The organism is Rathayibacter sp. Leaf185, from assembly GCF_001423885.1.
Lineage (GTDB): Bacteria > Actinomycetota > Actinomycetes > Actinomycetales > Microbacteriaceae > Rathayibacter.
On sequence record NZ_LMPP01000001.1, the window covers coordinates 724,591 to 750,834 of the forward strand.

Here is a 26,244-nt window from a genome sequence, read left to right on the forward strand (position 1 = left end):
CTCGACAACCGCTGACGAGGCATCAGCGCGCATTCGGGAATCGAGGCTCATCATCACTGCTTTCGTCGAAGTGACCGGGCGGCCCCGGCCTGCCGCCGCCACCGGCCCCGGCCTGATCGTCCACGAGTGGGTCGAGCGCCGCGGAGGCGCGGAGCGCGTCCTCGAGGCGATGACCGAGGCCTTCACCGATGCCGACGTCCGAGTCCTGTGGAGCGACTCCGCCGAGGTCGTCGGGCGGCCCGTGCAGGAGTCGTGGCTCGCCCGCACGCCGCTGCGCCGCCACAAGATCCTGGCGCTCCCCGCGATGCTGCCGACCTGGCGCCTCCCGATCGGTGAGCCGCACGAGTGGGTGCTGGTCAGCTCGCACCTCTTCGCCCACCACGTCCGCACGACGGGGCCGACGAAGAAGTTCGTCTACGCCCACACGCCCGCCCGCTACATCTGGGAGCCCGACCGCGACGGCCGCGGCAGCAGCCTGGCCGCCCGCGCCGCGAGCACGGTGCTGAAGCCCATCGACCGCTACCGGGCGGCGGAGGCGACCTCCATCGCGGTCAACAGCCGGTTCACCGGCGAGCGGGTCGGCCAGGCCTGGCACCAGCCCTCGACCGTCATCTACCCGCCGGTGAACACCGAGGTGCTCACGAGCATCATCGACTGGTGCGCGCCGCTCACCGACGAGGAGTGCCGCGTCCTCGACTCGCTCACCCGCCCCTACCTCCTCGGAGCGTCGCGCTTCGTCCCCTACAAGCGCCTCGAGAAGGTCATGGACGCGGGGGTGAAGACCGGCCTGCCCGTGGTGATCGCGGGCCACGGGCCCTGGGAGGCGCGGCTGCGCGCCTACGCGGAGGAGATCGCCGCCGACGTCACGTTCGTGATCTCCCCCTCCGATCAGCTGATCCGGGCGCTCTACGCGCGCGCGATCGCCTACGTGTTCCCGGCGATCGAGGACTTCGGGATCATGCCCGTCGAGGCGATGGCGTGCGGCACCCCGGTGATCGGCACCGAGATCGGCGGCGTGCGCGAGAGCGTCGCGCTGGCCGGAGGCGGCGTGACCGCCGATCTCGAGCACGACACCGACTGGAACGACCTGCTGCAGCGCGCCACCGACCTCGACGTCGACGAGTTCCGCCCGCGCACCCTCGTCTTCTCGCGCTCGCGCTTCATCGCCGAGCTGCAGGAGTGGATCGCCGGCCAGACGCGCTGAGCGCCGCTAGAACAGCCCGCGCGGCGACTCCACCGAGGCGAGCACGCCCGGAGCCGCGACGACCGTGAGCCGGCCGACCTCCTCCGGGGTCAGCTCGGGCAGCCGCTGGGCGAGGTCGAGGAAGCGCTCGATCTCGTCGCCCTCGAGCACCCCCTCGGCGAGCGTGCGGAACTTCGCCACGTACTGCTCGCGCGTGAACGGGTGGGCTCCCAGCGGATGCGCATCCGCCACCGCGATCTCGTCGACGATCGTCGTGCCGTCGGTGAGCACGATCTCGACGCGCGCGCCGAACGCCTTCTCGGCCGGGTCGGTGGAGTGGTAGCGGCGCGTCCACTCCGCGTCCTCCTCGGTCGTGGTGCGCTGCCAGAGCGCGACCGTGTCGGGGCGGGCGGCCCGCTCGGGCGCGTAGCTGCGCTCGTGGTGCCAGGCGCCGTCCTGCAGCGCCACCGTGAAGATGTAGGGCACGGAGTGATCCAGCGTCTCGCGCGAGGCCGTCGGGTCGTACTTCTGCGGATCGTTCGCGCCCGAGCCGATCACGTAGTGCGTGTGGTGCGAGGTGTGGATGACGATCCGCTCGACGCGCTCGGGATCGGCCGCCTCCGGATGCGTGTGGTGCAGGCGGCGGGCGAGGTCGATCAGCGCCTGCGCCTGGTACTCGGCCGAGTGCTCCTTCGTGTACGTGTCGAGGATCCCCCGCTTGGCCTCGCCCGCATCGGGCAGCGGCACGTCGTAGGCGGCATCGGGCCCGTCGAGGAGCCGGGCGATCACGCCGTCCTCGCCCTCGTAGATCGGCGACGGGCTCGTCTCGCCGCGCATCGCCCGGTCGACGGCCTCGATCGCCGTCTTGCCGGCGAAGGCGGGGGCGAAGGCCTTCCAGCTCGAGATCTCGCCCTTGCGCGACTGCCGGGTCGCGGTGGTGGTGTGCAGGGCCTGCGCGATCGCCTGCTCGATCACGGCGACGTCGAGCCCGAGCATCGTGCCGATGCCGGCGGCGGCCGAGGGTCCGAGGTGGGCGACGTGGTCGATCTTGTGCGCGTGCAGGCTGATCGCGCGGACGAGGTCGACCTGGACCTCGTAGCCGGTGACGATGCCGCGCAGCAGCTGCGCGCCTCCGATGCCCGCATGCTGGGCGACGGCGGTCAGCGGAGGGATGTTGTCGCCCGGGTGCGAGTACTCGGCCGCGAGGAACGTGTCGTGGTAGTCGAGCTCGCGCACGGCGACGCCGTTGGCCCAGGCCGCCCACTCGGGCGAGACCCGGCGGGCGGGATCGGCGCCGACCACGTTCGCTCCGTCGCCGCCGATGGAGGCGGGGTGCGCGAGGGCCTGCGACCGGGCGGCCACGACGGGGCGGCGCAGCAGCGACGCGGTGGCGACGGCCGCGTTGTCGATGACGCGGTTCACCACCATCTCGGCGACCTCGGAGTCGACCTCGACGGGGTCGGCGGCGACCTCGGCGAGCGCGTGGGCGAGCTGCCCGTGACGGGGGAGCTCCTCGTCGCTGCGGTGGACGCGGACGTGGTGATCGTGCACGGAGGGCTCCTTCGACGGGGGTCCCGCCAATCTATCGCCGCCGCCGCGCGCGCTTGAATGGGGTCATGCCCTCCCGATCCCGCGTGGCCGCGTTCGACTGCGGCACCAACTCCCTCCGCCTGCTGATCGCCGACGTCGAGGGCGGTGCCCTCGTCGACGTGCTGCGGCGCACCGAGATCGTCCGCCTCGGACACGGCGTCGACCGCACCGGCCGCTTCGATCCGGCGGCGCTCGAGCGCACGCTCGGCGTGACCCGCGAGTACGCCGCGCTCGCCCGCGAGGCCGGTGCCGCCCGCCTCCGCTTCGTCGCGACCTCGGCGACCCGCGATGCGGCCGACCGCGACGAGTTCCTCGACGAGGTCGAGCGGATCATCGGGGTCCGGCCCGAGACGATCAGCGGTGAGGAGGAGGCGGCGCTCTCGTTCCGCGGCGCCGTCTCGGCCGTCGACTCCGCCCGGCCCGTCCTCGTCGTCGACCTCGGCGGTGGATCGACCGAGCTGGTCCTCGGCGACACGCAGCCCCGGCAGGCGCACTCGATGGACGTGGGCAGCGTGCGGCTGACCGAGCGGCACCGCCGGGCCGGTGCCCCGACGGCGGCCGAGCGGGACGCGATCCGCGGCGACGTGCGGGCCGCGCTGGCCGCCTCCTCCGTCGATCTCCCGGCCGCCCGCAGCGTGGTCGGCGTCGCGGCGACGGTGCTGACGATCACGGCGCACGCCCTGCGGCTCACGGCCTACGATCGAGCGGCGCTCGAGGCGACGCTCCCCCTCGCCGACGTGCTCGGGGCCTGCGACGAGCTCGCCGCGCTCTCGCCCGCCGAGGCCGCGGCGCTGCCCTACGTGCGCAGCGGCCGCGAGGACGTGCTGGCGGCCGGCGCGCTGATCTGGAGCGAGGTGCTGCGGGCGGCTCAGGAGGCGTCAGGGGCGCTCGACACGGTCACCACCACCGCGCACGACATCCTCGACGGGATCGCACTCGGGCTCGGATGATCACGCGCCGGGTACGGTGGGCGGACCGCCTCTGGAAGGAAGCTCCATGACCGAGCCCGTCGTCGTCCACGTCGTCTTCACCCCCGCCGAGGGAGCCCTGGACCGGATGGTCGACGCCCTCCGCGCCGGCATCGCCGAGGTGCACACCGAGCCCGGCTGCGAGCTGTACTCGATCCACCACGCGCCCGACGGCACCGTCGTCATGATCGAGAAGTGGACCAGCGCCGAGGAGCTCGACCGCCACGGCGCCGGCGAGCGCGTCGCCCGGATGAACGCGGCGCTCGACGGGCTCCTCGCCGAGCCGCCGCGCATCGTCCGCCTGGTCCCGATCCCCGCCGGCACCCCGGAGCAGGGCGCCCTCTAGGGGTACAGCCTCAGGCGCCCGTCACCCCCGCCATCCTGAACCGGAACACGAGCGGCCCCGCGCCCGCGCGCACCCGGAACTCCGGGTGCGTGCGCGCCCCCCAGGAGTCGTCCCCCGCGACTCCTCGACGCCGCAGCGCCGGGCGCAGCACCGTCCGCTGCACCGGCGGCAGCTCGTTCGGGTGCTGCGCGTTCTCGATCTCGTACGGGGTCCACGGCAGCGCCGAGAACTCCATGCCGCCCTCGCTCTCGAGCCGGAGACCCCAGCCGTCGTCGCCCGTCACCTCGGCCCAGCGCACCCCGGTGCGGCTGCCCGACTCCTGCGGCATCAAGTACGGGGGCAGCTCGTCGGCGACGTCGCTCTCCCAGACGTCCAGGCGCGCGCCGAGTCGGCGGTCCGAGTAGCACTCGTCCGGTCCGTCGCCGTACCAGCGGAGGCGGTGCGCGTCGGCGCCCGTGGTGAGCAGCATGCCGAACTCCGGCAGGTCGGGCAGGCCGTCCGGCACCGCCATCGAGACGGTCACCTCGATCCGGCCGTCGCCGGTGACCCGGTAGTCGACGTCGCAGACCGCGCGCGGAGTGGTCGGCAGCTCGTAGTGGAAGCCGACGGTCACCGCGGAGTCGTCCGACGTCACCGTCGCCGTCCGCAGCGAGTCGCCGGCGGCCCGGGCGTACCGGCTCGCCAGCAGCCACTGCCCGTCCTCGAAGGGACCGCCCCAGCCGCGCTCGTTCGCGGTCGGAGCGTGCCAGAAGGACGGCTTCGGGATCGAGGTGAGCAGCTCGCGCCCGCCCTCGGCCCCGCCGCCCCACCGGTACGACATCAGCCCGCTGTGCAGTCGCGAGAAGAGGACGCTGAAGCCCTCGCCGCGGACGCCCACGTTGTGCGTGCCGTCGATGATCTCGGGTCGCGGGAGCTGCTCGACGGCCGGGCGGCCGGCCACCTCGAGCACGCTCTGACCGCGGGCGATCACGTGCCCCGCCTCCGCCCAGCGCGTCGCCACCGCGAGCCGCAGCTCGACGTCGACCGTGTACTCGCCCGGCAGCTCCGGCACGACCACCGGGTTCGGGTAGCGCTGCGTCGAGCCCGGAGCGACCGCGGTCGCGAGCGCCGCGACCGCGAGCTGACGCCCCTCCCTCCGCAGGGTCACGACCGCGTCGTACTCGGAGGACGGCGTGAACAGCGACCGGTTCTCGATCGTGATCCCCTCGCGTGCGACCTCGATGCGGAACGGCTGGTAGAGGTACGCCACCTCCTGCAGCTTCGGCGTCGGCGTCCGATCCGCGAAGAGGATCCCGTTGCCGCTGAAGTCCCCGTCGTGCGGCGACTCCCCGCTGTCACCGCCGTAGCCGAAGTAGGGCCGCCCGTGCCGGTCGACCAGCGCCACGGCCTGGTCGGCGAAGTCCCAGATGAACCCGCCCTGGAACAGCGGGTCGCGATACGCGAGATCGAGGTAGCGGTCGACCGCGCCGAAGGAGTTGCCCATCGCGTGGGCGTACTCGCACAGGATGACCGGCTTGTCGCGGTGCTCAGCGAGGTACTGCTCGATCTCGGCGGCCGGGGTGTACATCTGGCTGACGACGTCGGTCGTCCCGGGGTACCGGGAGTCCCAGTGCACGCCCTCGTAGTGGATCGGCCGGTCGTCGGCCTCGCGGAACCAGTCGGAGAGGTCGCGCAGCACCGTCCCGCCGAACGACTCGTTGCCGAGCGACCACATCACGACGCTCGGGTGGTTCTTGTCGCGCTCGAGGAGGCTCCGGGCGCGGTCGTGCAGAGCCGGCGCCCAGCGGCCGTCGTCCCCGGGCACCGCCTCGGCGAGCGGCGCGTCGAGGTAGCGGACGCGGTCCCACAGGCCGTGCGTCTCGAGGTTCATCTCGTCGATGACGAGGAAGCCGTACTCGTCGGCGAGCTCGTAGAAGTAGGAGTTGTTGGGGTAGTGGCTCGTCCGGATCGCGTTCACTCCGGCGCGCTTGAGGATCCGCAGATCCTCCTCGGTCTGCTCGCGGCTGACGACGCGGCCCTCGAGGCCGAACTCGTGGCGGTTCACCCCGAGGAACACGATGCGCCGGCCGTTCAGGCGCAGCACCCCCTCCTCGATCGCGAAGCGGCGGAGGCCCACCCTCTGCGGGATCACCTCGGTGAGCCCGCCCTCGGCGTCGTGGACGCGCACGAGCAGGCGGTGCAGGTGCGGGTCCTCCGGGCTCCACAGGCGCGGGGCCTCGAGGCGGAGGCGGTACGTCGCGTCGGAGCCGCGGCGCAGCTCGCCGACTCCTTCGAGCTCGACCGTGGCGGTGCCGGCACCGTCGACATCCAGCTCGACGACGATCTCGGCCGACCCGTCCTCGACGAGCGTCGTGACGCGGAGGTCCTCGACGTGCACCCGCGGCCGGCGCAGCAGCACGACGTCGCGGAAGATGCCGGAGAAGCGGAAGAAGTCCTGGTCCTCGAGCCAGGAGCCGCTCGTCCACTTCACGACCTGGGCCGCCAGCGTGTTGGTTCCCGGCACGAGCGCGTCGGTGAGGTCGAACTCGGCGGGCGAGAAGCTGTCGGCCGAGAAGCCGAGGTAGACGCCGTTGAGCCAGAGCGCGACGGCGCTCTCGGCGCCGCGCACGTCGAGCGCGATCCGCTCGCCGGGCGCGACGGGCTCGGCGAGCTCGAACGTGGTCAGGTAGGACGCGACCGGGTTGAACCGCTGGGGCGCCTGGCCTGGCGCGAGCGTCTCGCGGCCGTCCCAGGGGTACTGCGTGTTCACGTACTGGGGCCGGTCGTAGCCGTGGAGCTGGATGTGCGCGGGGACCGGGATGAGATCCCAGCCGGAGGCGTCGAACCCCGGCTGCTCGAAGCCGGGGACCGTGCCCGAGAAGTCCGTCGCGCAGTGGATCCGCCACAGCCCGTTGAGCGACTGCTCGAACGAGCTCGTGCCCGACTCCGCCTCCGCCGCCGAGGCGAACCAGCGGTGATCGGAGTGGGCGGGCCGCCGGTTCTCGGCGAAGTAGCCGGGATCGGAGAGCCGCGCGGGATCGAACCCGGTGACGGACGGCGCGCCGGAGGAGGGGAGGTGCGCGAGGCTCACTTGATCGCTCCCGTGATGCCCTCGGCGAACGAGCGCTGCAGGATCATGAAGACGATCACCGTGGGTACCGAGGCCAGGAACACGGCCAGCATCAGGACCCCGTAGTCGACCACGTAGCCGGCGCTGAGGTTCGAGATCAGCATCGGCATGGTCTGGAAGTCGTTGTTCACGAGGATCACCTTGGGCCAGAGGAAGTTGTTCCACGCCGTCATGAACGTGATGACCGCGGCCGCCGCGTACGTCGACCGCATCGACGGCAGGTAGATCTTCGCGAAGATGCCCAGCTCGCTCACTCCGTCGATCCGCGCCGCCTCGATGATCTCGTAGGGGAACGACCGCGACGCCTGGCGGAACAGCAGGATGAGGAACGGCGTCGAGACCGCGGGGATGACGACCGCGGCGAGCGAGTTGATCATCCCGAGCTCCGCGAAGACCTGGAACAGCGGGATCATCGTCGCCGCGAACGGGATCATGATCGCGATCAGGAGGACCGCCATCACGGCGTCCTTCGCCCGCGAGTGGAACACCTCGAAGCCGTAGCCCGCGATGGAGCAGATGATCAGGGCGAGCACCGTGGTGCCGACGGCGACCGTCAGCGAGTTCCACATCGCCGACCCGACATCCTGGAGGTCGAGCAGGCCCGCGAAGTTCTCGAACAGCGCGGCGCCCGGGATGAGCCGGGAGTCGAGCACGTCCTGGCTCGTGTTCGTCGCCGAGACGGCCATGAAGTAGAGCGGGAAGATCGAGAAGATCGCGAAGACGGAGAGGAAGAGGTACTTCGGCAGCGAGCGCAGCCGCGTCCCGAGGGAGGCGGAGTGGACGGGAACGGTCTCGGGACGGGAGTCGGACGACTCCGTCTCGGGGAGGGAGAGGACCGGATCCGTCACAGGCAGAGTGCGCACGGGATCAGTCACGCTTGTCACCGACTTTCAGCTGGGCGAACGCGAGGATCGCGACGAGGATGAGGATCACGTAGGAGAGCGCCGACGCGTAGCCGAAGTTCGGGTTCTTGAGGAACGAGACCTCGAAGAGGTAGTGCGACATCGACATGGTCGTGTACGCCGGGCCTCCCCTGGTCAGTGCCCACGATTCGTCGAAGAGCTGCAGGGTGCCGTTGGTCGACATGATCGCGGTGAGCAGGATGATCGGCCGCAGCTGCGGGATCGTGACGTGCCAGAAGGTCTGCAGCGCGTTCGCGCCGTCCATCTTGGCCGCCTCGATGCTCGAGTAGTCGACGTTCTGCAGCGCCGCCAGGTAGAAGACCATGTTGTAGCCGGTCCAGCGCCAGAGCAGTCCGAGGATGATGACGAACCGCCCGGTGTCGGGGTTGCCGAGCCAGTTGATCGGCGAGTCGAGCAGGCCGATGCCCAGCAGCACGTCGTTGACGAAGCCGTCGTTCGCGAAGATCGTCCGGAACACCAGGGAGTAGGCGACCAGGGAGACCGCGCAGGGCAGGAAGATCGCGGTGCGCCAGAAGGTCTTGAACTTCAGGTTCCGGGTGTTCAGCACGCTGGCCAGCACGAGCGCGAGGATCAGCATCACCGGCACCTGGATGATCAGGTAGATGAAGGTGTTCTGCAGGGTCAGCCGGAAGATCTCGTCCTGCAGGAGCCGCTCGTAGTTGGTCCACAGGGGCTCGGCGAACGAGAGGTTCGCCCCCCGCCCGGTCTGCAGCGACAGCAGGAACGCCTGGAGCATCGGCAGGAAGCTCACCAGGAAGATGAGCAGCGCTGCCGGGAGGAGGAACGCCCAGCCGGTGAGGCTGCGGCGGCGCTCGCCGGTCATGCGGGTCGGGCGGCGCAGGTCGCGCTGCCGCTGTTGAGGAACGCGCGGTCTGGGGCGCGGTGGGGCGGAGGTGGTCACGGGCGACTCGCATTCTCGGAGAGAGGGAAGAGGGGGACCGGGCCGGGGAGGAGGCGTCCTCCCCGGCCCGGGAACGCGGTCAGCTCATCGCGAACTCGACGTTCGCCTGCGCCTCCTCGAGTGCCTTCGCCGGGTCGGCACCGCCGATGATCTGCGTGATCGCGGCGCTCACGGCGTCGCGGCCCTCGTAGTAGTAGGCGCCCGTGTTGTTGCTGGGCACCTCGGCGCCGAACTCGGCGACCTCGGCGAAGATCGGCTGGCCGGCGAAGAACTCGTTCGGCTGCTCGTAGGCGGTGGAGGAGCCGGCGGGGAGCCAGTTGGCGACCGCACCGGACTTGGGGAGGATGGTGTCGTACAGCTCGGTGGAGCCGGCGAAGGTCGCGGCGAGGAAGTCGGTCGCGAGCTCGGTGTCGGCGTTCGAGCTGATCGCCCACGACGATCCGCCGCTGGCCGTGTAGTTGGTCGCACCCGAGATGCCGTCGAGCGAGGGCACGTTGGTGATCGCCCAGTTGCCGGCCTGGTCCTCGGCGGTCTGGATGGAGCCGACGATCCAGATGCCCTGCATGGTGCCGCCGACGGAGCCGTTCACGAAGGTGCCGAGGTACTCGTCCCAGGAGTTGACCTCGACGTAGACGCCCGACTGGACGAGCTGCTTGTAGATGTCGATGGCGGCGAGCAGCGCATCGTTGTCGGTGATGGTGGGGTTGCCCTCGTCGTCGAAGAGGCTGGCGCCGGCGCTCTGCAGCATCATCATGATCGTGTCGGAGGAACCGGCCTGACCGGACATCAGCGGCGAACCGGTCTTGGCCAGGACGTCCTTGCCCTTGGCGAGGAAGTCCTCCCAGGTGATGTCGGTGAAGTCGTCGATCGTGTAGCCGGCCGCCTCGAGGACGTCGGTGCGCAGCGCCGTGACGGCGGTGCCCGAGTCGAACGGCACGCCGTAGTGCACGTCGTCGAGGGTCGAGTAGGCCGAGACCGCGTCGGGGAACTCCGAGAAGTCGACCGCGTCGGCGGACACCTCGGTGAACACCTCGGGGTAGTTGACGAGGTTCTTCTGGAACGCGTTGTTCTGCATCAGGAAGATGTCGGGCAGCTCCTCGTACTGCTGCGACTGCGCGAGCGTCGTGAGCTTGGGCTGCAGGTCGTCCCACGGCGTCTCGACGATGTCGAGCTCGAAGTCGGGGTTGTCCTTCTGGTAGATCTTCTCGGCCTCCTCGAGGGCGGCGATGTTGAACGTCGGGTCCCAGGCCCAGACGGTGAGCTTCTGGTCGCCGTCGCCCTCTCCGCTTCCGGAGGACGAGCCGCCGCCGCCGGCCGCGCAGGCGCTCAGGGCGAGGGTGAGGGGCAGGGCGAGGGCCACGGCTGTCGTGACCTTCTTCTTGAATGTGCGCACGGTGATCTGTTCCTTCTGTGTGGGTGCAGTGGGTGAGTGCAGGTGTGAGGAGTGCAAGCGGGAGAGGTCGAGGGTGCCGGAGGCGGTCAGCCGAGCGGCTGCCAGGGGCCGTAGGGGTCGCCGGGGGCCTGGTTGCGGGTCCACCACTCGGCCTGGAAGCGCTTCCCCTGGTGCAGGACGATCTCGCCGGTGTCGAAGATGCGCGACGCCGTCCAGACGGCGGTGCCGTCGGGGGCGGTCGTGATCTGCTGCCAGGGGCCGTTCACGTCGCCCGGAGTCTGGTTGCTCGAGTACCAGGAGGCCCGCCACTCGGAGCCCGCGAAGAGGACGCCGTCGCCCTTCTGGTACACCGCGGTCGCCGACCAGGCGGCGCGGACCCTCAGGTCGAGCCGCGCCTCGACTCCGGCGCTGCCGGTGGCGAGGAGGCCGGGGACGACCGACAGCGTGGCGGTGCAGTCCCCGGCGGTCGCGGTGTCGAATCCGGTGACCGTGTACTCGGCGGCACCGAGAGCGCGCGTCGTGCCGTCGGCGAGGGTCGCGGTGACCGTGACGGCCGCCGGGTCGAAGGCCGAACCGACCGGCACCTGGAGTGTCGACGGGGTCACGGCGATCGAGCGGACCGCCGCCTCGCTGCCCTGACGGCGCAGCGACAGAGCGTCGACGGTGAGGCTCCGGCCGCCGGGCCCGGTCGCGAGGATCGCGACGCGCGCCGTGCCCGCCGGGAGGACGAACTCCGGGGAGGAGACGTCCGCCCATCCGCTCGTCACGGGGATGCCGGTCACGTGCTCGATGCCATCGGCGCCGGTCACCGCGACCCGCGCCGCCGAGAGCCCGCCCGGGTTGTCCGCCCGGAGCGAGAGGGCGTAGACGCCCGCGGGCACCTCGTTCTCCTGCTGCACCCCGCCCGAGAAGGCCTGCGCCGCACCGAGACGGAGGGCGAAGCGAGAGCCGTCGGCTCCGGGCGAGGGGTTCGAGACGAAGGCGGTGGTCGACGAGGCCGGGTCCGTGGTCTGCGTCCAGCCGGTCACCGTGCTGACGGCGATCCGGTCGGCGGCGAAGTCGGGGTTGAGGATCCAGTTGTTGCCGGCGCCCACCTGCCACTCGCCGGTGCGGGCGTTCAGGTCCCACTCGCTGAGCGAGTTGAAGCGCACCTCGGCACCCGTCCCGCTGAGCGGCACCCACTGGTTGTAGCCGAGGCCGTTCCAGGCGAAGTCGGCCCAGCGGTCGCCGGCGTAGATCACGGTGTCCTGCTCCGTGCCCTGCACGGTGAGGAAGAAGCCGCTCTGCGTGACGTGGCTGTAGTCCTTCTCGGTGCCGGGGAGCACGTACATGCTCGAGTAGGGCCCCTGGATCCGCCCCTCGAGCGAGCGCACGAGGTAGGTCTGCGACGTGTTCCAGCCGTGCAGATCCGAGCTGGCGACGTAGTACTGACCGTCGAGCTTGAACATCGCGTTGCCCTCGCGGCCCGCTCCGCGGTACACCTCGACGGCCGTCTCGACCGAGAGCGAGTCGGCGTCGCTGATCTTGCCGACGTAGGTGCGGCTCCGGCCGTCGCGGTACGAGAAGACGAGGTAGTCGGTGCCGTCGTCGTCGGTGAAGACGGTCTGGTCGCCGGTCCCCTGGTTCCAACCGGGCTTGCTCGGGTTCTCGTAGACACCGGGGATGCGGGTCTGCAGGTTCGCGTACTCGAAGTCGGCGACGGGCGAGTCCCCGCTGAGGAACAGGACTCCGGCGTTCGTGACCCGGGCCGGGTCGGGGCTCTCGAACTGCGTGAGCAGCACGTAGCGTCCGGTGCTCTCGTTGTAGGCGACGCCCAGGCGGCCGATCCAGACGGCGTCGGCGAGCGTCTCCATGTCCGAGAAGTAGGTTCCCGTGACGTCCTTCGACGTCGGGATCTGCAGCGCGGTGTCCCTGGTCGCGATGTCGTTCTCGAAGGTCCAGTTCACGAGGTCCTCGGACGAGTACGCGGTGACCGCGACGAAGTCGCCCTCTCCGGCCCGCGTGTAGGTGCGGGTCGGGTCGTCGTAGTAGAGCTGCGAGCCCGTGTACTCGACGCCGTACCAGTAGTACCGGTCGCCGAAGCGGAAGATGCCGCCGCCCTGCGAGAAGATCGGGTCGCCCGCGGTGTCGAGCCAGAAGCGGTTGTTCCCGATCGTCTCGAGGGCGCCGTCCGACACGGGGTCGAGTGCGGCGGCGGTGTCCTGCAGCGCGTTCTTGGCGGCGACCACCTCGGCGCTCGAGGCACTCGGGTCATCGACGACGTCGCCCGCCGTCACCGTCGCCGCGGCGAACGGCGCCCACGACGCGGCCGAGTACGCCGACGGGACGCGGGTGCGGTACTGCTCGAGCATCTCGCGCAGGCCCGAGATCCTGACGAGGTCGCCCTCGGCCGACTCGAGGTCGGCCCGGGCGGCGATCAGCTCGGCATCGGTCGCGGTGGCGGAGTCGCGCACCGCGGTGGCGCGGGAGAGGACGCTCGAGAAGGCCGCCCAGGAGTCGGCGGTGACGTCCGCCGCGTCGAGCGCGCTCAGGCGGTCGAGCACCGCGCTCAGCCGGGCGCGCTCGTCGACCTGCGTCGTAGCGGTGAACTCGGCGGAGGCGTGGTTGATGAAGCCGACGGTGACGACGCGGAGGACGTGCTCTCCGGGCTCGAGACCGGTGAAGGAGGCGATCGGGACCGTGCTGGTCGACCGGGCGCCGCGGTAGTCGGCCGAGCCGACCTTCACCCCGTCGACGAACACGTCGGCGGTGCCGTTGGTGGTGGCCCGCCGGCCCGAGAGAGCGACCGTCTCGCCCGTGAACGCGATCTCGAAGGCCGCGCCGGCGCTCGCCCACGTGTGGGTGCTGTTCTTCGACCAGGCGCCCTCGTAGAAGGTCTTCAGCGCAGTGCCGCGCACCGTGGTGGTGTCGGTGAACGCGACCGTCGTGGTCTGCACCTCGGCCGCCGTCGCGGGCGTCTGCCCGGCGAGCACGAGGAGACCTGCGAGGAGCGCGGCGACCAGCCCGTGGAGCCGCCTCGGCGCCGTCGTCGTTCGTGTCATGAAGATCCTCCGTCATCGCAGGTTCACCGTGATACAGCGTTGTACCACACGGGGGAATCTAGCCCGCAGGAGGGGAAAGGGCAAGAAGCGCTTTCCCGCGTCTCAGCGCGTCGTACCGCGGGTGATCAGCCGGGAGCGGGCGAAGACGGTCGTGGGCGCGGCGTCCGCACTCTCGATGCGCGCCACCAGCCGCTCGAGCGAGGTGCGGGCGATCCACTCGATCCGCGAGTCCATCGAGGTCAGCGGAGGAGTCAGGAACGCGGACTCCTCGACGTTGTCGAAGCCGATCACCTGCACGTCCTCCGGGATGCGCAGCCCGCCCTCGCGCAGCGCCGAGATCGCACCGGTGGCGAGCTGGTCGTTGAAGCAGACCAGCCCGTCGAAGGGGAGGCCCGACCGGACCAGATCCCGGGCGACGCGGAACCCGGAGCCGATCGTCCAGTCGTACCCGGTCACGCCCACCAGCCGGGGATCCAGCGCGCGCCCCGCCGCCGCCGCCTCCTCGGACACGCCCCGCAGCCGCAGTTCGGCGTTGCCCTCGCGGGCCGTGCCGATCACCTCGGGGTCGAAGGGCGCGTGGGCTCCGACCACGGCGATCGTCCTGCTGCCCCGCTCGAGGAGGTGCGCCGCGGCCGCCCGGGCGTCGGCCACATCGTCCGTCGTGACCCTGTCGACGAGGTCCCAGGTGTGGCGGGTACCGAGGCAGACGAGGGGGTAGGCCACGTCGAAGTCCGCCCGATCGAGGGTCTCGTGCTCCGAGAGCGAGAGCAGCAGCCCATCCGTGCGCTGGGAGTCGAAGCGCTGCAGCAGCCGACGGGAGCCGTCGCCGCCGTCATCGGGGTAGGTCGTCACGTAGACCGCGAGGCTCATGTCGCGCGCCGTCTCGATGACGGCCTCGGCGAGCTCGGCCAGGTAGGCCGCCTTCAGGGTCGGCACCGCGAGCGAGATCGCGTCCGTGCGTCCCCGGGTCAGGCTGCGGGCGGCGATGTTGACGGTGTAGCCGAGCTCCTCCACCGCCGCCTTCACGCGCGCGCGGGTCTCGTCCGTCATCCGGCCCGTCCCGTTGACGGCGTTCGACGCGGTCTTGAGCGACACGCCGGCGCTCTCCGCGACGGACGCGAGAGTCGCCTTCCTGCGCGGTTCTGCCATGTCGTCCTGTCTCCGCTGCCCGGATCGTCCGGCCCGAGTCTCCCACTACGGGACGGGTCAGCCGGTCAGCGAGCTCCCGGAGTCGCGGCGCAGGCGGGCGGCGGCGATCAAGGGCACGAGGGTGAGCACGGCCATCGCGAGGAACGCGAAGCGGTAGGGCACGAGACCCGGGCCGAGCGCCGAGCCGACGGCCAGCGCGATGCCGCCCGCGGCGACTCCGAAGCCCGCGGCGACCTGCTGCGTCGTCGCGCTCAGCGTGTTCGCGCCCGACATCCCCTCCGGCGGCACCTCGGCGAAGGTCACGGTGTTGTAGGCGGTGAAGCCCGCCGAGCGCGCGACGCCGCTGAGCACCAGCAGCGCGACGATCGCGGCGACCGGCACGTCCGCGGTGAGGAACGCCATCGCCGCCATGCACGCGACCCCGACCAGGTTCGAGACGACCAGCACCGCGCGGAATCCGGCGGTGCGCAGCAGCCACGTCGTCGCCGGCTTGATCGCCAGATTGCCGACGAAGAGCGCGAGCACGATCGATCCGGCCTGGACCGCGTCCCAGCCGAAGGCGTCCTGGAACAGCAGCGGCAGCAGGAACGGCACCGCGCTGATCGTCGCCCGGTACAGCGATCCGCTGGCGTTGGCGACGCGGAAGGTCGCGAAGCGGAACGCATCGAGGGGCACGAGCGGATGCGGCGTGCGGAGGAGGTGCCGCACCGCGACCAGGGTGACGGCGGCGCCTCCGACCGCGAGGGCGAGCGCCAGGGGGTCGATCGCGTCGGCCGAGACGAGCCCGGAGGCGCCGACCAGCGCCCCCAGGCCGACCGCGACGAGCACGAGGCCGACGACGTCGAGCGGGGGCGGCACCGCCTCGGTGCTCGCCGCCGGGATGATCCGCCGCGCGATCACGAACGCGACCACGCCGAGCGGGAGGTTGATCAGGAAGATCCAGTGCCACGAGGCGTAGGTGGTGAGCAGCCCGCCCACGAACGGCGCGATGATCGGAGCGACGAGGCCGGGCCAGACGAGGATCGCGATCGCGCGGATGATCCCCTCCCGCGGCGTGACGCGGAGCACCGCGAGACGGCCGACCGGCACCATCAGCGCGCCGCCGACCCCCTGCAGCACGCGGGCCGCCACGAGCAGCGGCAGCGTCGGGCTGAGCGCGCAGAGCAGCGACGCGACGGTGAAGATCGCGATCGCGAGCGTGAAGACGCGGCGCACCCCGAAGCGCTCGCTCAGCCAGCCGGAGGCGGGGATGAGCACCGCCACGGTCAGGAGGAACGCCGTCACGGTGATCGCGACCGCCGCGGAGTCGACGCCCAGGTCGGCGCCGATCGCGGGTGCCGCGGTGGTCACGATCGTGGCGTCGAGGTTCTCCATGAAGAAGCAGCCCGCGACGAGGAGGGCGATGGCGCGTTGGCGGCGGGGATCCAGGGCGTGCCTCCTCGGGGTGCGGGTGGGGTGGGGTGGGGTGGCGGCCTCGGGTAGCGTCGAGCGCATGAGCGACACCGACGAGGCCCGCACCATTCAACTCCGCCGCTACGAACTGGTGGACGGGGTGATGGACGACTTCCTGGCCTGGTACAGGGCGAGGATCATCGCGGCGCGCGAGGCGCACGGCTTCCGGATCGAGTTCGCCTACGCCGACCGCGAGGTGAACGAGTTCGTCTGGGCGGTGAGCGCCCCGGGCGACGCCGCGGCGTTCGCCGAGCTCGAGTCGGTGTACCTGGCCTCGCCCGAGCGCGAGGCCGCCTTCGCGGGCGAGCCGACGCGGGTGGCCGTGCACCACATCCGGCTCATCGAGCGCATCGCCTGAGGTCTAGTCGCGCGCTCTCCTCACCGCGGCTGCCGCGGCGCGGAGTGCGAGCGACCCCAGCGCCACCGAGGCGATCGTGCCGAGCACGCGCGGCAGGACGTGCTTCTTCGTCGGCATCCCCTCGCGGTCGCGCGGCGAGGGGAGCGCCGTCGGCTCGAGCGTGCGCCCGTTGGCCCCCGCCTCGGCCATGTGCGCGAGCCGGCGCAGGGTCTCGATGTTGCGGACCCAGAGGAAGCCGTGCAGGAGCGGCTTCGGGATGAGCGTCCCCGGGCCCTTCACGGCGGTCTCGTGGATGCGCACCCGGCAGCCGCGGGCGTGCTCCTCGACCTCGAGGCGCACCCGCGCCTCGCCCATCGGCCAGCCGGCCGCCTGGATGATGAAGCGGCTCGAGGGGTCCCACTCGAGCACCGTCGTCTCGTCGTCGATGACGAGCGGCCAGACGCCGAACGAGTGCTGCAGCTTCGAGCCGACGTGCGGCCAGTCGCGGCCGACCTCGCGCATGCGCGAGGACCCCACCACCCAGCCGGGGAAGAGCCAGCCGTTGGCGAAGACGGCGAAGACGGACTCGGGCGGGCAGTGGAAGACGCGGGTGTTGCGGGACATCGCGGGCTCCTGTCGTGAGGATCGGGCAGTGCTTCCCCCTCAGGGTGCCAGGTCGGGAGTGCTCCTGATGCCGAACTCGTGGCGCAGAGCGCTCCGGGCGGCGTGCCAGCCGCCCATCCCGTGCACGCCCGGGCCCGGAGGGGTCGACGACGAGCAGAGGTAGAGCCCCTTCGCGGGGGTGCGCCACGGATCGGGCGACGGGACGGGGCGCGAGATCAACTGGGCGACGCTCGCGCCTCCGGCGGCGATGTCGCCCCCGATGTAGTTGGGGTTGTACGCCTGCATGTCGCGCGCCGTCATCGAGGAGGCGGCGAGGATGCGGTCGCGGAATCCGGGGGCGAAGCGCTCGATCTGAGCGGTGATCGCCTCCTTCTGGTGCGCCGGCGAGTGCCGGGGCACGTGGGTGTACGCCCAGAGGACGTGCTTGCCCGCGGGCGCGCGGCTCGGATCCGCGAGCGAGGGCTGCGCGACCAGCACGTAGGGGTTCTCGCTGTGCCTGCCCTGGGCGACGTCGCGCTCGGCCGCTGCGATCTCGGCGCGCGTGCCTCCGACGTGGAGGGTGCCGGCCCCGGCGAGCTCGGGGTTCGTCCACGGGACGGGGCCGTCGAGCGCGAAGTCGACCTTGGCCACTCCGTTGCCGTAGCGGAAGAGCCGCAGCGCCTTCGCGTAGGCGCCGGGCAGCCGATCGCCCGCGAGCGAGAGCAGCGCATCGGGCGTCAGATCGAGCAGCACGGCCTTCGCCTCCGGCAGCTGCGCGAGCGAGGTGACCTCGACCCCGGTCTCGATGGTGCCGCCGTGGGCACGGAGGTCGTCGGCCATCGCGTCGACGATGGCCTGGCTGCCTCCGATCGGCACGGGCCAGCCCCTGGCGTGCGCGTACGAGCCGAGTGCGAGCGCCGCGGCCGCCGTCGAGAGGCTCGGCATCGGGCGGATCGCGTGCGCCGCGACGCCCGCGAGCATCGCCGGCGCGGTGTCCTCGCTGAAGCGCAGGTTCCACAGCGGCGAGCCCTGCTCGAGCACGCGCAGGCCGAAGCGGAGGAGCACCGCGGGGTCGGTCGGCACGCGCAGCAGAGCGTCGTTGGTGAAGCCGGCGACGCGGTCGGCGCGCTCGGCGAGCGGCGCCATCAGCGAGCGCCAGGCGGCACCGTCGCGGCCGAGGCGGCCGGCCGTCCGCTCGATGTCGCGGTAGGCGATGCCGGCCCGGCCGCCGTCGAGCGGGTGCGCGTACGAGATCTCGGGGACGCGGAGGTCGATCCGCTGATCGAGCGCGAAGCGGCGGAAGAACTCGGACGCGAGCGCCATCGGGTGCACCGCCGAGCAGACGTCGTGGTGGAACCCGGGGAGCGTCAGCTCCGCCGTGCGCGCACCGCCGCCGATGGTGTCGTTGCGCTCGAGCACCGTGACCGAGAGCCCGGCCCTGGCCAGGGTGACCGCGGCGGCGAGACCGTTGGGGCCCGCTCCGACGACGACCGCGTCGACCATGCTCACTTCCTCCGCAGTGCCGCGACGGCCCCGACCGCACCCGCGGCGACGGCGACGGCCGCCCCTGCGTAGCTAATCGCCCGGTGCCTGATCATCCAGATCTGCGGAGTCATGGTGTGCGCGCGGTCGCTGAAGAGCCCGCGGGCGCCGTGGTCGCCCGCGACCGGCTCGTAGACGTTGTTCGGGAGCATCGGCTCCTTCTTGTCGGGCGCCTGCTGGCCGTCGAAGGCGCTGCGGGCGAGGTACCAGTCCATGAAGGCTCCGGCGAAGCGATCGCCCAGGATCGTGCCGGCGGTCGGCTCGCCGACCCAGGTGCGGCGACGCGGCTTGTCGGCGACGTCGGCGATGGCGATCGCGCCCACCTCCGGCTCGTAGATCGGCGGCACCGGCTGCGGGTGGTGCGGCAGCTGCGACTTGACCCAGTTGAACTGGATCGTGTTGAGCGCCGGCATGTCGACCTCGGACAGCCTGATCCTGCTCTTGGAGTGCAGCAGCTCGGCCGTCACGGACTCGGTGAAGCCGCGCGCGCCGAACTTCGAGGCGCAGTAGGCGGCCTGCAGCGGGATGCCCCGGTGCGCGAGCGCGGAGCCCACCTGGATGACGTGCCCCCGGTTCCGTGGCGTCATCCGCGAGAGAGCGGCACGGGTGCCGTTGACGAAGCCGAAGAAGTTGACGGCCACGGCGCGCTCGAAATCGGCCGGCTCGGTGGTGAGGAACTCGCCGAACACGCCGACCATCGCGTCGTTCACCCACAGCTCGATCGGGCCGAGCTCGGACTCGACGCGGTCGGCCGCCGACTCGACGGCCTCGCGGTCGGCGACGTCGGTCGGGATCGCCAGCCCCCGGCGACCCGCCTGCTCGATCTCGGCCAGCGTCGCGGCGAGGCCGTCCTCTCCGCGGGCGAGCACGGCGACGTCCCAGCCGCGCGAGGCGAGCTCGCGGACCGTCGCGCGGCCGAGACCGGCGGTGCCTCCCGTGACCACGGCCACGCCGCGGCTCATGCGGAGGCTCCGGAGGAGGTGGGGCGGAGGGGGTGCGTCATGGTCGAGCTCCTTCGTGAGGGTTCGTCTTCTCCCTCCACGCTAGGCGGGCGGCTGCCGACCCGCGCGGGGTTGCGCCCGGTCTGCGGGTCTGTCGCGTGATCCGCGGGCTGTGGAGGAGGATGACCCCGAGCGGCCGCCCCGCGAGCCGCTCCCCTCCGACGCTCAGATCTCCCCCAGAGAGCCGGGCCAGACTGACCGCCGCCGCGCGCCGCGGTGCCTCGACGACTCGACCGGACCGACGCATGACCACACTCCTCGGGCTCAGCCTGCTCTCGGGCCCCCTCGTGATCGGCGTGTACGCGGTCGCCGGGCTCGCCCTCCTCCTGCTCGTGCTCGCCTTCGTCAGGGCCCGGCCCCACGGCCGGCGCCGCCGGCTCGTGCTCGCCGTCGCCGTCCTCGTGGCCACCGCGATCGCCGGTGCCGCCCTCGCCGCGCTGCTCGACGGCGCCGACGGTCCGTTCGGCGTCGACTTCACTCCGGTGACGCGCCTCTGGGTCGGCCTCGGTCTCGGCGGCCTCGCCCTGGTCGCCGTTGTGCTCGTGCACGCGCTCGCCGCACGGCGGCCGCTGCGGCTGCTCGCCTCCCTCGGGGTCGGCGTGCTCGTGATCGCCACGGCGGCGATGTCGGTGAACATCGACTTCGGCCAGTACCCGACCGTGCGCAGCGCCCTCGGCATCAGCCCCTACCCCACGGTCGGCGACCCGATCGCCGTCCCCAGCGGCGATCACTCGAGCCTCGCGGAGTGGACCGCCCCCGCCGGGATGCCGAGCGTCGGCACGGTCTCGACCGTCAGCATCCCGGCCACGACCTCGAGGTTCGCCGCCCGCGACGCCGTCGTCTACCTGCCCCCCGCAGCGCTCACCGCCGACCCGCCCCTGCTGCCCGTGATGGTGATGCTCTCCGGCCAGCCCGGCTCCCCCTCCGACCCGCTCTCGACCGAGAACCTGCAGGCCTCGCTCGACGCCTACGCCGCCGCCCACGCGGGGCTCGCGCCGATCGTGGTCTCCCCCGACCAGCTGGGCGACCCGGACGCCAACCCGATGTGCATCGACTCGCCCCTCGGGAACTCCGCGACCTACCTCACCGTCGACGTGCCGAACTGGATCCGCGCCAACCTGCCGGTGATGAGCGACGCGCACGACTGGGCGATCGGCGGGCTCTCGCAGGGCGGCACCTGCGCGATCCAGCTCGGCGCGGGGTACCCGCAGCTGTTCGGCAACATCATCGTCGCCTCGGGCGAGCTCGCGCCGACCCTCGGCGACGACGCGACCACCATCGCGAAGGGCTTCGGAGGCAGCTCGGCCGCCTACGAGGCCGCGAAACCCGCGAGCATCCTGGCCGAGAACGCGCCGTACGCCGACACCGTCGCGCTGTTCGGAGTCGGGGCGAACGACACGTCGTTCCTCTCGGGAGTGAAGACGCTCTACGCCGACGCGAAGGCGGCGGGCATGGACGCGACGTACATGGAGGTACCGGACAGCGCCCACGACAAGACGGCCTGGTCGGCCACGTTCGACAAGGGCCTCGAGCTACTGGCCGCGCGCTGGAACCTGGTGCCCGCCTCCTGAGCAGGCTCAGCCCCGGGCGGCCGTGTGGCGCCCGTGGGCGGCGAGATCGCCGGGGCCTCCACCCTCGGTGGCGAGACGGGCAGCGCGTGGCGGTTCGAGTGGACCGGATGGTGGAGGCGCTGCGCTGCGCCTGGTCAGCGCTGCGGGCGCCGCGTCGACCAGAGGGCCCAGGCCACGAGGACGGGCTGGAAGAGCAGGCGCACCGCGCGCTTGCGATCGGTGTCGAGACCGAAGGCGCTCGTCTTCGTCAGCCACTGCGAGATGTTGCCCGGGAAGATCGCGGTGAAGAACGCGGCCGCGGCGGCTCCGACGAGCGGGGCACGGCGGCGGGCGAGCACCAGCGACGCGCCCAGGCCGATCTCGACGACACCCGAGGCGAGCACCACCGTGTCCTTATCCAGCGGCACCCACTCGGGGACCTGCGCCTGGAACTCCTCGCGCGCCCGGGTCAGGTGGCTCACCCCGGCGAAGACGAGGGCGGAGCCGAGGAGCAGCTTGGCTCCGGTGCGGAGGACGGAGATCGTGGAGGTCGACATGGCTTCCATCGTGGCGGACGGGGCGGGGCGCCTCGGGCGATCGGGCGTTTCCGCACGAACGTGCTCGCTCGGGGCGTGCGGTCTGCAGGTGCTCGTGCGGTCTGCAGGACTTCGTGCGGTCTGCAGGACTTCGACCATTTTTCTGGCACGGCAACAGGATTTCCGGAGGGATTCCCGATCGACTCCTGCACACCGCACCATCACCTGCGAATCGCACCGCCGGTTCCTGCAGACCGCACCGGCTCCTGCACACCGCACCGGCACCTGCACACCGCACTACAGATCGCGGCTCCCTTCCGGCCCCGTGTCGGAGCCCCGCTCTAGTCTGGGCGCGTGACAGACCGCATCCTCCTCCTCACCACCGGCGGCACGATCGACAAGGAGTACTCGCTCGCGGGCGAGCTCGAGATCGGCGAGCCGACCGTGCCGCGCCTGCTCGAGCCCGTGCTGTCGACGCTCGAGTTCCGCGTCGAGCAGGTCCTGGCGAAGGACAGCCTCGACCTCGACGACGACGACCGCGCCCTCCTGCGCGAGCGGGTGCTCACCGCCGAGGAGGACCGCATCGTCATCACCCACGGCACCGACACCATGACGGCGTCCGCCGAGGCCCTCGGCACCGTCCGCGACCGCGTGGTCGTCCTCACCGGGGCGATGCAGCCGGCGCGGATGCGCGACAGCGACGCCTCCTTCAACCTCGGCGCGGCCGTCGCCGCCGTCCAGCTGCTCCCGCCGGGCGTCTACATCGCGATGAGCGGACGCGTCCTGCCGGCCGGCTCCGTCGTGAAGGACCGCGCGGCGGGCGTGTTCCTGCCCGCATGACCAGTGCCGTGCAGCCGGCGCGACTCCTCGTCGCCGTCGCCGTCCTCGCTCTCACCGGGTGCAGCGCCGGCGAGGTCACGGTCGACGCCACCGTCCTCGATACGGGCTCGGGGCCCGTCCTCTGCCGCGACCTCATCCTCCAGTCGTCCCCGCCGCAGTGCGAGGGGTCGGCCCTGCGCGGCTGGGACTGGGACGCCGTCGAGGGCGCGACGACCGTCGACGAGACCACCTGGGGCGAATACGCGGTGACCGGCACGTGGGACGGCGGGACGTTCGTCGTCAGCGGCCCGCCGGAGGAGAACGGAGGGAACCCGTGAGGCGTCTGCTCCCCTGGATCGTCCCGGCCGCCGGGCTCGCCCTGATCATCGCCGGGCTCGTCGTCGGCGTCACCGCGCCCGGCGCTGTCAGCTTCGGCTGGTTCGCGTATGCGCCGCTCTCGGAGACGATGTTCTCCCCCTCGGACGCCGTGGTGATGTCGCGGGGCGTCGCGCTCGCCTGGGTGCTCGCGGTGCTCGGCGCCCTGCTGCTCGCCTTCTCGGCCGGCCGGCTCCTCGCCGTCCGCCGAGAGCGGCGACGCTGACCCGAGCGCGACGTTCTACGCTCGAAGCATGGCTGCGATATTCGACTCCCTCGACGAGAACCTGACCGCCTGGATCCGGGCGCAGCCGATGTGGTTCGTCGCGACGGCGCCGCTCGGTGCCGAGGGGCACATCAACATCTCGCCGCGCGGACTCGACTCGTTCTCGGTCCTCGGACCGAACCGCGTCGGCTGGGTCGACTACACCGGCAGCGGAGTCGAGACGATCGCGCACCTGCGCGAGAACGGCCGCGTCTGCCTGATGTTCGCCTCGTTCGGGAGCCGCCCGCGCATCGTCCGCCTGCACGGGCTCGGCTCCGTGTTCCTCCCCGGAGCGGCCGAGTTCGACGAGGTCGTGGCCCAGCACCCCGAGAACCCCAGCACGCGGGCGGTCATCACGGTCGACGTCACGCGCATCAGCGACGCCTGCGGCTGGGGCGTCCCCGTGATGGAGCTGACCGGCGAGCGCGACCTGCTCCGCCTCCAGGCCGAGAAGAAGGGCCCGGAGGGGATGGCCGAGTACCGCGCCACGCGGAACGCGCGCAGCATCGACGGCCTGCCGGGGTTCCCGGCCGAGGCCTGACCCGTGTCCGACGCCGCCGACCGTGCCGCGCGCTACTCCCAGGGCCGCGGATCCGGGGAGGACCCCGGCCCGACCATCCCCGAGGACGCCCAGGAGCGGGCCGCGTTCATCGAGACCTCGATCCAGCAGGCGATCCGCCGGGGCGACTTCGACGATCTGCCCGGTGCGGGGAAACCGCTCGAGGGCCTCGGGCAGGCGCACGATCCCGACTGGTGGATCCGCCGCAAGATCGAGCGCGAGAACCTGACCGGACTCGGCCCGGCCGCGTTCCTCCTCCGCGCCGAGGACCGCCGGCTGAACGACGAGCTCGACCGGCTCGTGCGCGAGTCGGAGGTGCGTGCGACGCTCGTCGACTTCAATCGCCGCGTCGTCGAGGCGCGCCGTCAGCTGCTCGGCGGGCCGCCGGTGGTGACTCCGCTCCGCGATGTCGACGCCGAGGTCGCGGCGTGGGCGGACCGGCGGGCGTCGCGAGCGCGCCCGCCCGAGCCGCCGCCGGCTCGACGCCGCTGGTGGCGCCGAGCGCAACCCTGACGGTGATCGGCCCGGCGCTCCTAGGCTCGGGAGCATGACGGCATCGCGGACGGACGTGCTCGTGGTCGGCGGCGGACCGGTCGGCGCGTTCCTCGGCGCGCTCCTCGCCGCGAACGGCGTCGACGTGCAGGTCTGGGAGCGGCGGACCGCCGTGCCGTCCGGATCGCGCGCCATCGGGATCCACCCGCCCTCGCTCGACGCGTTCGCGCCGATCGACGCCGCGGCGCCGATCCTGGCCGAGGGCGTGCGGGTGCGCGAGGGAGTCGCGCGCAGCCGCGGTCGCACCCTCGGGACCCTGTCCTTCGCGCGCGCGTCGAGCACGCATCCGTACGTCGTCACCCTCGACCAGCACCGCACCGAGCAGATCCTGCGCGACCAGCTGCGCGCCCGGGCTCCCGACGCGCTGCGGACAGGAGTGGGACTGACCGGCCTGCAGCGTGCACGTGACCACGTCGACGCCACCGGCATCGCGGAGGACGGCACGGCGACGGCCGTCCGCGCGTCGTTCGTCGTCGGCGCCGACGGCGCGCGCAGCACCGTCCGCGAGCTGCTCGGGATCGGGACCAGCGGCCGCGATTACCCCGACCGCTACGTGATGGGCGACTTCGCCGACCCCGAACCCGCCTCGCGCGCCTCCTCCGCCCTGGTCGACGTCGGCCCCGACGGAGTCGTCGAGTCGTTCCCGCTGCCGGGCGGGCGCCGCCGGTACGTGGCGCTCCGGGGCGCGTCCGAGCTGGAGGATCCGACCGGCCCCGTGGATCCGGACGCCGCGACGGCCCTCGCCGCGGTCGTGCGGGCGCGGACCGGCGCCGACCTCGACCCCGCGACCTGCACGATGACCAGCGGCTTCGGCGTCCGCCGCCGCGCCGCCGACCGCCTCGGCGTCGGCCGCGTCGTGCTGATCGGCGACGCCGCGCACGAGATCAGCCCCATCGGCGGTCAGGGGATGAACCTCGGCTGGCTCGACGCCGCCGAGCTCGCTCCCCTGCTCACCGGCGCGGTCCGCGCGGGCTCCGCGGGGCCGTGGCCCGGCTTCGCGCGGCGCCGCGCGGTGGTCGCACGCCGGGCGGCCGACCAGGCGGAGGCGAACATGGCGCTCGGGCGCCCCGTGCACGGTCTCGGCCGCGCGGGTCGCGAGGCCGGGCTGCGGGTGGCGCTGGCGCTCCCCTCCGCGGATCTGCTCGCCCGCGTCTACGCGATGCGCTGGTCGTGACGCGAGGCTCAGGCGACGAGCCGCGCTCCTGAGAGGCCGAGCTCGACCACGAGCACGAGCGACGCGATGATCACGAGCCGGAACAGCGTCCTGCTCGGCGGCCCCGACAGCACCAGCCGGATGCCGACGGCCGCGAGGGCGACCACGATCGCGGTCCCCGCGACAGCGAGCGCGACTCCGACGCCCTCGACCGGCTCGTCGCCGACGACCTGACCGACGAGCACGAGCACCGCCGCGACGACCAGCGAGCCGAACGCGACCACGCCCGAGCGCCGCAGGCCGAGCCGGTGCGGGAACCCGCGGACGCCGGTCGCCGCATCGTCGACGAGGTCGGGCAGGACGTTGGTGCAGTGGATCGCGATGCCGAAGACGGCCCCGGTCGCGATCGCCCACGCGGCCGGAAGCTGATCACCTCCCGCCGAGACCGCGACGACCGGCAGCAGCCCGAACGCGACGACGAACGGAGCGACCGAGAACGCCGTGCGCTTGAGCCCGGCGTCGTAGGCCCAGCCGGCGCCGACGAGCACCAGGTGCGCGACGGCCGCGACCGGCCCGAGCAGGAGCGAGAGCACGACCGCGACCACCGCGGTGACGACGGCGGCGGCCCGCACCTCGCCGACGCTGATGCGACCGAGCGCGACCGGCTTGTCGGTGCGGCCCACGGCACGATCGCGGTCGGCGTCGATCCAGTCGTTCGCCAGCCCGATCGACAGCTGCCCGGCGAGGACGGCGAGAGCGACGAGGACCACGATCCCGGGCACGTGACCGGAGGCGGCGGCCAGAACCGTCGCCAGCACGGTCACGGTGACGGTCGGCCCGGGATGCGACGACGCCAGCAGGAGGCGCACCCGGGAGCTCATCGTGCCAGCCTACGTG

At 72.3% G+C, this 26,244-nt stretch carries 24 protein-coding genes; 11 read left to right on the forward strand and 13 right to left on the reverse strand.

Annotated features, from left to right (window positions below):
- The first annotated feature begins 70 nt into the window (after positions 1-70).
- Complete coding sequence (locus ASG06_RS03590) at positions 71-1,204, forward strand: glycosyltransferase (protein WP_056038585.1); 1,134 nt, start codon at positions 71-73, stop codon at positions 1,202-1,204.
- Positions 1,205-1,210: 6 nt separating this feature from the next.
- Here the strand turns inward: ASG06_RS03590 and ASG06_RS03595 are convergent, their stop codons facing one another.
- Positions 1,211-2,734 (reverse strand): MmgE/PrpD family protein, encoded by a 1,524-nt coding sequence (locus tag ASG06_RS03595; RefSeq protein WP_056038588.1) that lies wholly within the window; start codon positions 2,732-2,734, stop codon positions 1,211-1,213.
- A gap of 65 nt (positions 2,735-2,799) precedes the next feature.
- Here ASG06_RS03595 and ASG06_RS03600 point away from each other — a divergent pair, with 65 nt between their 5' ends.
- The gene (locus ASG06_RS03600) at positions 2,800-3,723 is read left to right on the forward strand and encodes a Ppx/GppA phosphatase family protein (protein WP_056038591.1); all 924 of its coding nucleotides are present in this window, start codon (positions 2,800-2,802) and stop codon (positions 3,721-3,723) included.
- 46 nt (positions 3,724-3,769) lie between these two features.
- Entirely contained in the window at positions 3,770-4,087 is a 318-nt protein-coding gene (locus ASG06_RS03605; RefSeq protein WP_056038594.1) for a putative quinol monooxygenase, read from the forward strand.
- A gap of 10 nt (positions 4,088-4,097) precedes the next feature.
- Here the strand turns inward: ASG06_RS03605 and ASG06_RS03610 are convergent, their stop codons facing one another.
- From ASG06_RS03610 to ASG06_RS03640, 7 genes are all read right to left on the reverse strand, one after another.
- Positions 4,098-7,157, reverse strand: a complete 3,060-nt coding sequence (locus ASG06_RS03610) for a glycoside hydrolase family 2 TIM barrel-domain containing protein (RefSeq protein WP_056038597.1) — start codon at positions 7,155-7,157, stop codon at positions 4,098-4,100.
- Complete coding sequence (locus ASG06_RS03615; protein ID WP_231727598.1) at positions 7,154-8,059, reverse strand: carbohydrate ABC transporter permease; 906 nt, start codon at positions 8,057-8,059, stop codon at positions 7,154-7,156. The genes ASG06_RS03610 and ASG06_RS03615 overlap by 4 nt, the downstream gene beginning before the upstream one ends.
- A gap of 4 nt (positions 8,060-8,063) precedes the next feature.
- Entirely contained in the window at positions 8,064-9,020 is a 957-nt protein-coding gene (locus tag ASG06_RS03620; protein WP_231727599.1) for a carbohydrate ABC transporter permease, read from the reverse strand.
- 79 nt (positions 9,021-9,099) lie between these two features.
- The gene (locus ASG06_RS03625; protein ID WP_056038603.1) at positions 9,100-10,413 is read right to left on the reverse strand and encodes an extracellular solute-binding protein; all 1,314 of its coding nucleotides are present in this window, start codon (positions 10,411-10,413) and stop codon (positions 9,100-9,102) included.
- Between the two features lie 86 nt (positions 10,414-10,499).
- The gene (locus ASG06_RS03630; protein ID WP_056038607.1) at positions 10,500-13,454 is read right to left on the reverse strand and encodes a family 43 glycosylhydrolase; all 2,955 of its coding nucleotides are present in this window, start codon (positions 13,452-13,454) and stop codon (positions 10,500-10,502) included.
- 102 nt (positions 13,455-13,556) lie between these two features.
- Positions 13,557-14,603 (reverse strand): LacI family DNA-binding transcriptional regulator, encoded by a 1,047-nt coding sequence (locus tag ASG06_RS03635; protein WP_056038609.1) that lies wholly within the window; start codon positions 14,601-14,603, stop codon positions 13,557-13,559.
- Positions 14,604-14,660: 57 nt separating this feature from the next.
- Positions 14,661-16,097, reverse strand: coding sequence for an MFS transporter (locus ASG06_RS03640; protein WP_082499024.1), 1,437 nt, complete (start codon positions 16,095-16,097; stop codon positions 14,661-14,663).
- Between ASG06_RS03640 and ASG06_RS03645 the strand changes: the two genes are divergently transcribed.
- Positions 16,096-16,413 carry an NIPSNAP family protein gene (locus ASG06_RS03645; RefSeq protein WP_056038612.1) on the forward strand — a complete coding sequence of 106 codons (318 nt, stop codon included), beginning with the start codon at positions 16,096-16,098 and terminating at the stop codon, positions 16,411-16,413. The two genes, ASG06_RS03640 and ASG06_RS03645, sit on opposite strands and share 2 nt — an antisense overlap.
- Before the next feature lie 3 nt (positions 16,414-16,416).
- Here ASG06_RS03645 and ASG06_RS03650 read toward each other — a convergent pair whose 3' ends face one another.
- Genes ASG06_RS03650 through ASG06_RS03660 form a run of 3 tightly spaced genes read right to left on the reverse strand, consistent with a single transcriptional unit; the run spans position 16,417 to position 19,499 of the window.
- Positions 16,417-17,016 (reverse strand): SRPBCC family protein, encoded by a 600-nt coding sequence (locus tag ASG06_RS03650; protein WP_082498910.1) that lies wholly within the window; start codon positions 17,014-17,016, stop codon positions 16,417-16,419.
- A 39-nt stretch (positions 17,017-17,055) separates the two neighbouring features.
- Entirely contained in the window at positions 17,056-18,498 is a 1,443-nt protein-coding gene (locus tag ASG06_RS03655; RefSeq protein ID WP_056038615.1) for a phytoene desaturase family protein, read from the reverse strand.
- Positions 18,499-18,500: 2 nt separating this feature from the next.
- Complete coding sequence (locus ASG06_RS03660) at positions 18,501-19,499, reverse strand: SDR family oxidoreductase (protein ID WP_056038618.1); 999 nt, start codon at positions 19,497-19,499, stop codon at positions 18,501-18,503.
- Positions 19,500-19,783: 284 nt separating this feature from the next.
- Here ASG06_RS03660 and ASG06_RS03665 point away from each other — a divergent pair, with 284 nt between their 5' ends.
- Entirely contained in the window at positions 19,784-21,109 is a 1,326-nt protein-coding gene (locus ASG06_RS03665; RefSeq protein WP_056038621.1) for an alpha/beta hydrolase, read from the forward strand.
- A 134-nt stretch (positions 21,110-21,243) separates the two neighbouring features.
- Here ASG06_RS03665 and ASG06_RS03670 read toward each other — a convergent pair whose 3' ends face one another.
- Positions 21,244-21,645: a DoxX family protein gene (locus tag ASG06_RS03670; RefSeq protein ID WP_056038624.1), complete on the reverse strand. Its 402-nt coding sequence runs from the start codon at positions 21,643-21,645 to the stop codon at positions 21,244-21,246.
- A 333-nt stretch (positions 21,646-21,978) separates the two neighbouring features.
- Between ASG06_RS03670 and ASG06_RS03675 the strand changes: the two genes are divergently transcribed.
- Genes ASG06_RS03675 through ASG06_RS03700 form a run of 6 tightly spaced genes read left to right on the forward strand, consistent with a single transcriptional unit; the run spans position 21,979 to position 25,368 of the window.
- On the forward strand, positions 21,979-22,464 hold the full coding sequence (locus ASG06_RS03675) for an asparaginase domain-containing protein (RefSeq protein WP_056038627.1): 486 nt from the start codon (positions 21,979-21,981) through the stop codon (positions 22,462-22,464).
- Positions 22,461-22,781 (forward strand): hypothetical protein, encoded by a 321-nt coding sequence (locus ASG06_RS03680; protein ID WP_056038631.1) that lies wholly within the window; start codon positions 22,461-22,463, stop codon positions 22,779-22,781. The genes ASG06_RS03675 and ASG06_RS03680 overlap by 4 nt, the downstream gene beginning before the upstream one ends.
- Positions 22,778-23,044, forward strand: coding sequence for a hypothetical protein (locus ASG06_RS03685; protein ID WP_056038634.1), 267 nt, complete (start codon positions 22,778-22,780; stop codon positions 23,042-23,044). The genes ASG06_RS03680 and ASG06_RS03685 overlap by 4 nt, the downstream gene beginning before the upstream one ends.
- Before the next feature lie 28 nt (positions 23,045-23,072).
- Positions 23,073-23,624, forward strand: a complete 552-nt coding sequence (locus tag ASG06_RS03690; RefSeq protein ID WP_056038637.1) for a pyridoxamine 5'-phosphate oxidase family protein — start codon at positions 23,073-23,075, stop codon at positions 23,622-23,624.
- 3 nt (positions 23,625-23,627) lie between these two features.
- A complete protein-coding gene (locus ASG06_RS03695) occupies positions 23,628-24,155 on the forward strand; it encodes a J-domain-containing protein (RefSeq protein ID WP_056038640.1) in 528 nt (175 codons plus the stop codon).
- A gap of 34 nt (positions 24,156-24,189) precedes the next feature.
- On the forward strand, positions 24,190-25,368 hold the full coding sequence (locus tag ASG06_RS03700) for an FAD-dependent oxidoreductase (RefSeq protein WP_056038643.1): 1,179 nt from the start codon (positions 24,190-24,192) through the stop codon (positions 25,366-25,368).
- Positions 25,369-25,376: 8 nt separating this feature from the next.
- On the opposite strand, the gene ASG06_RS03705 is transcribed toward ASG06_RS03700, so the two are convergent.
- Positions 25,377-26,228 carry a UbiA family prenyltransferase gene (locus ASG06_RS03705; RefSeq protein WP_056038646.1) on the reverse strand — a complete coding sequence of 284 codons (852 nt, stop codon included), beginning with the start codon at positions 26,226-26,228 and terminating at the stop codon, positions 25,377-25,379.
- Positions 26,229-26,244: the final 16 nt, after the last annotated feature.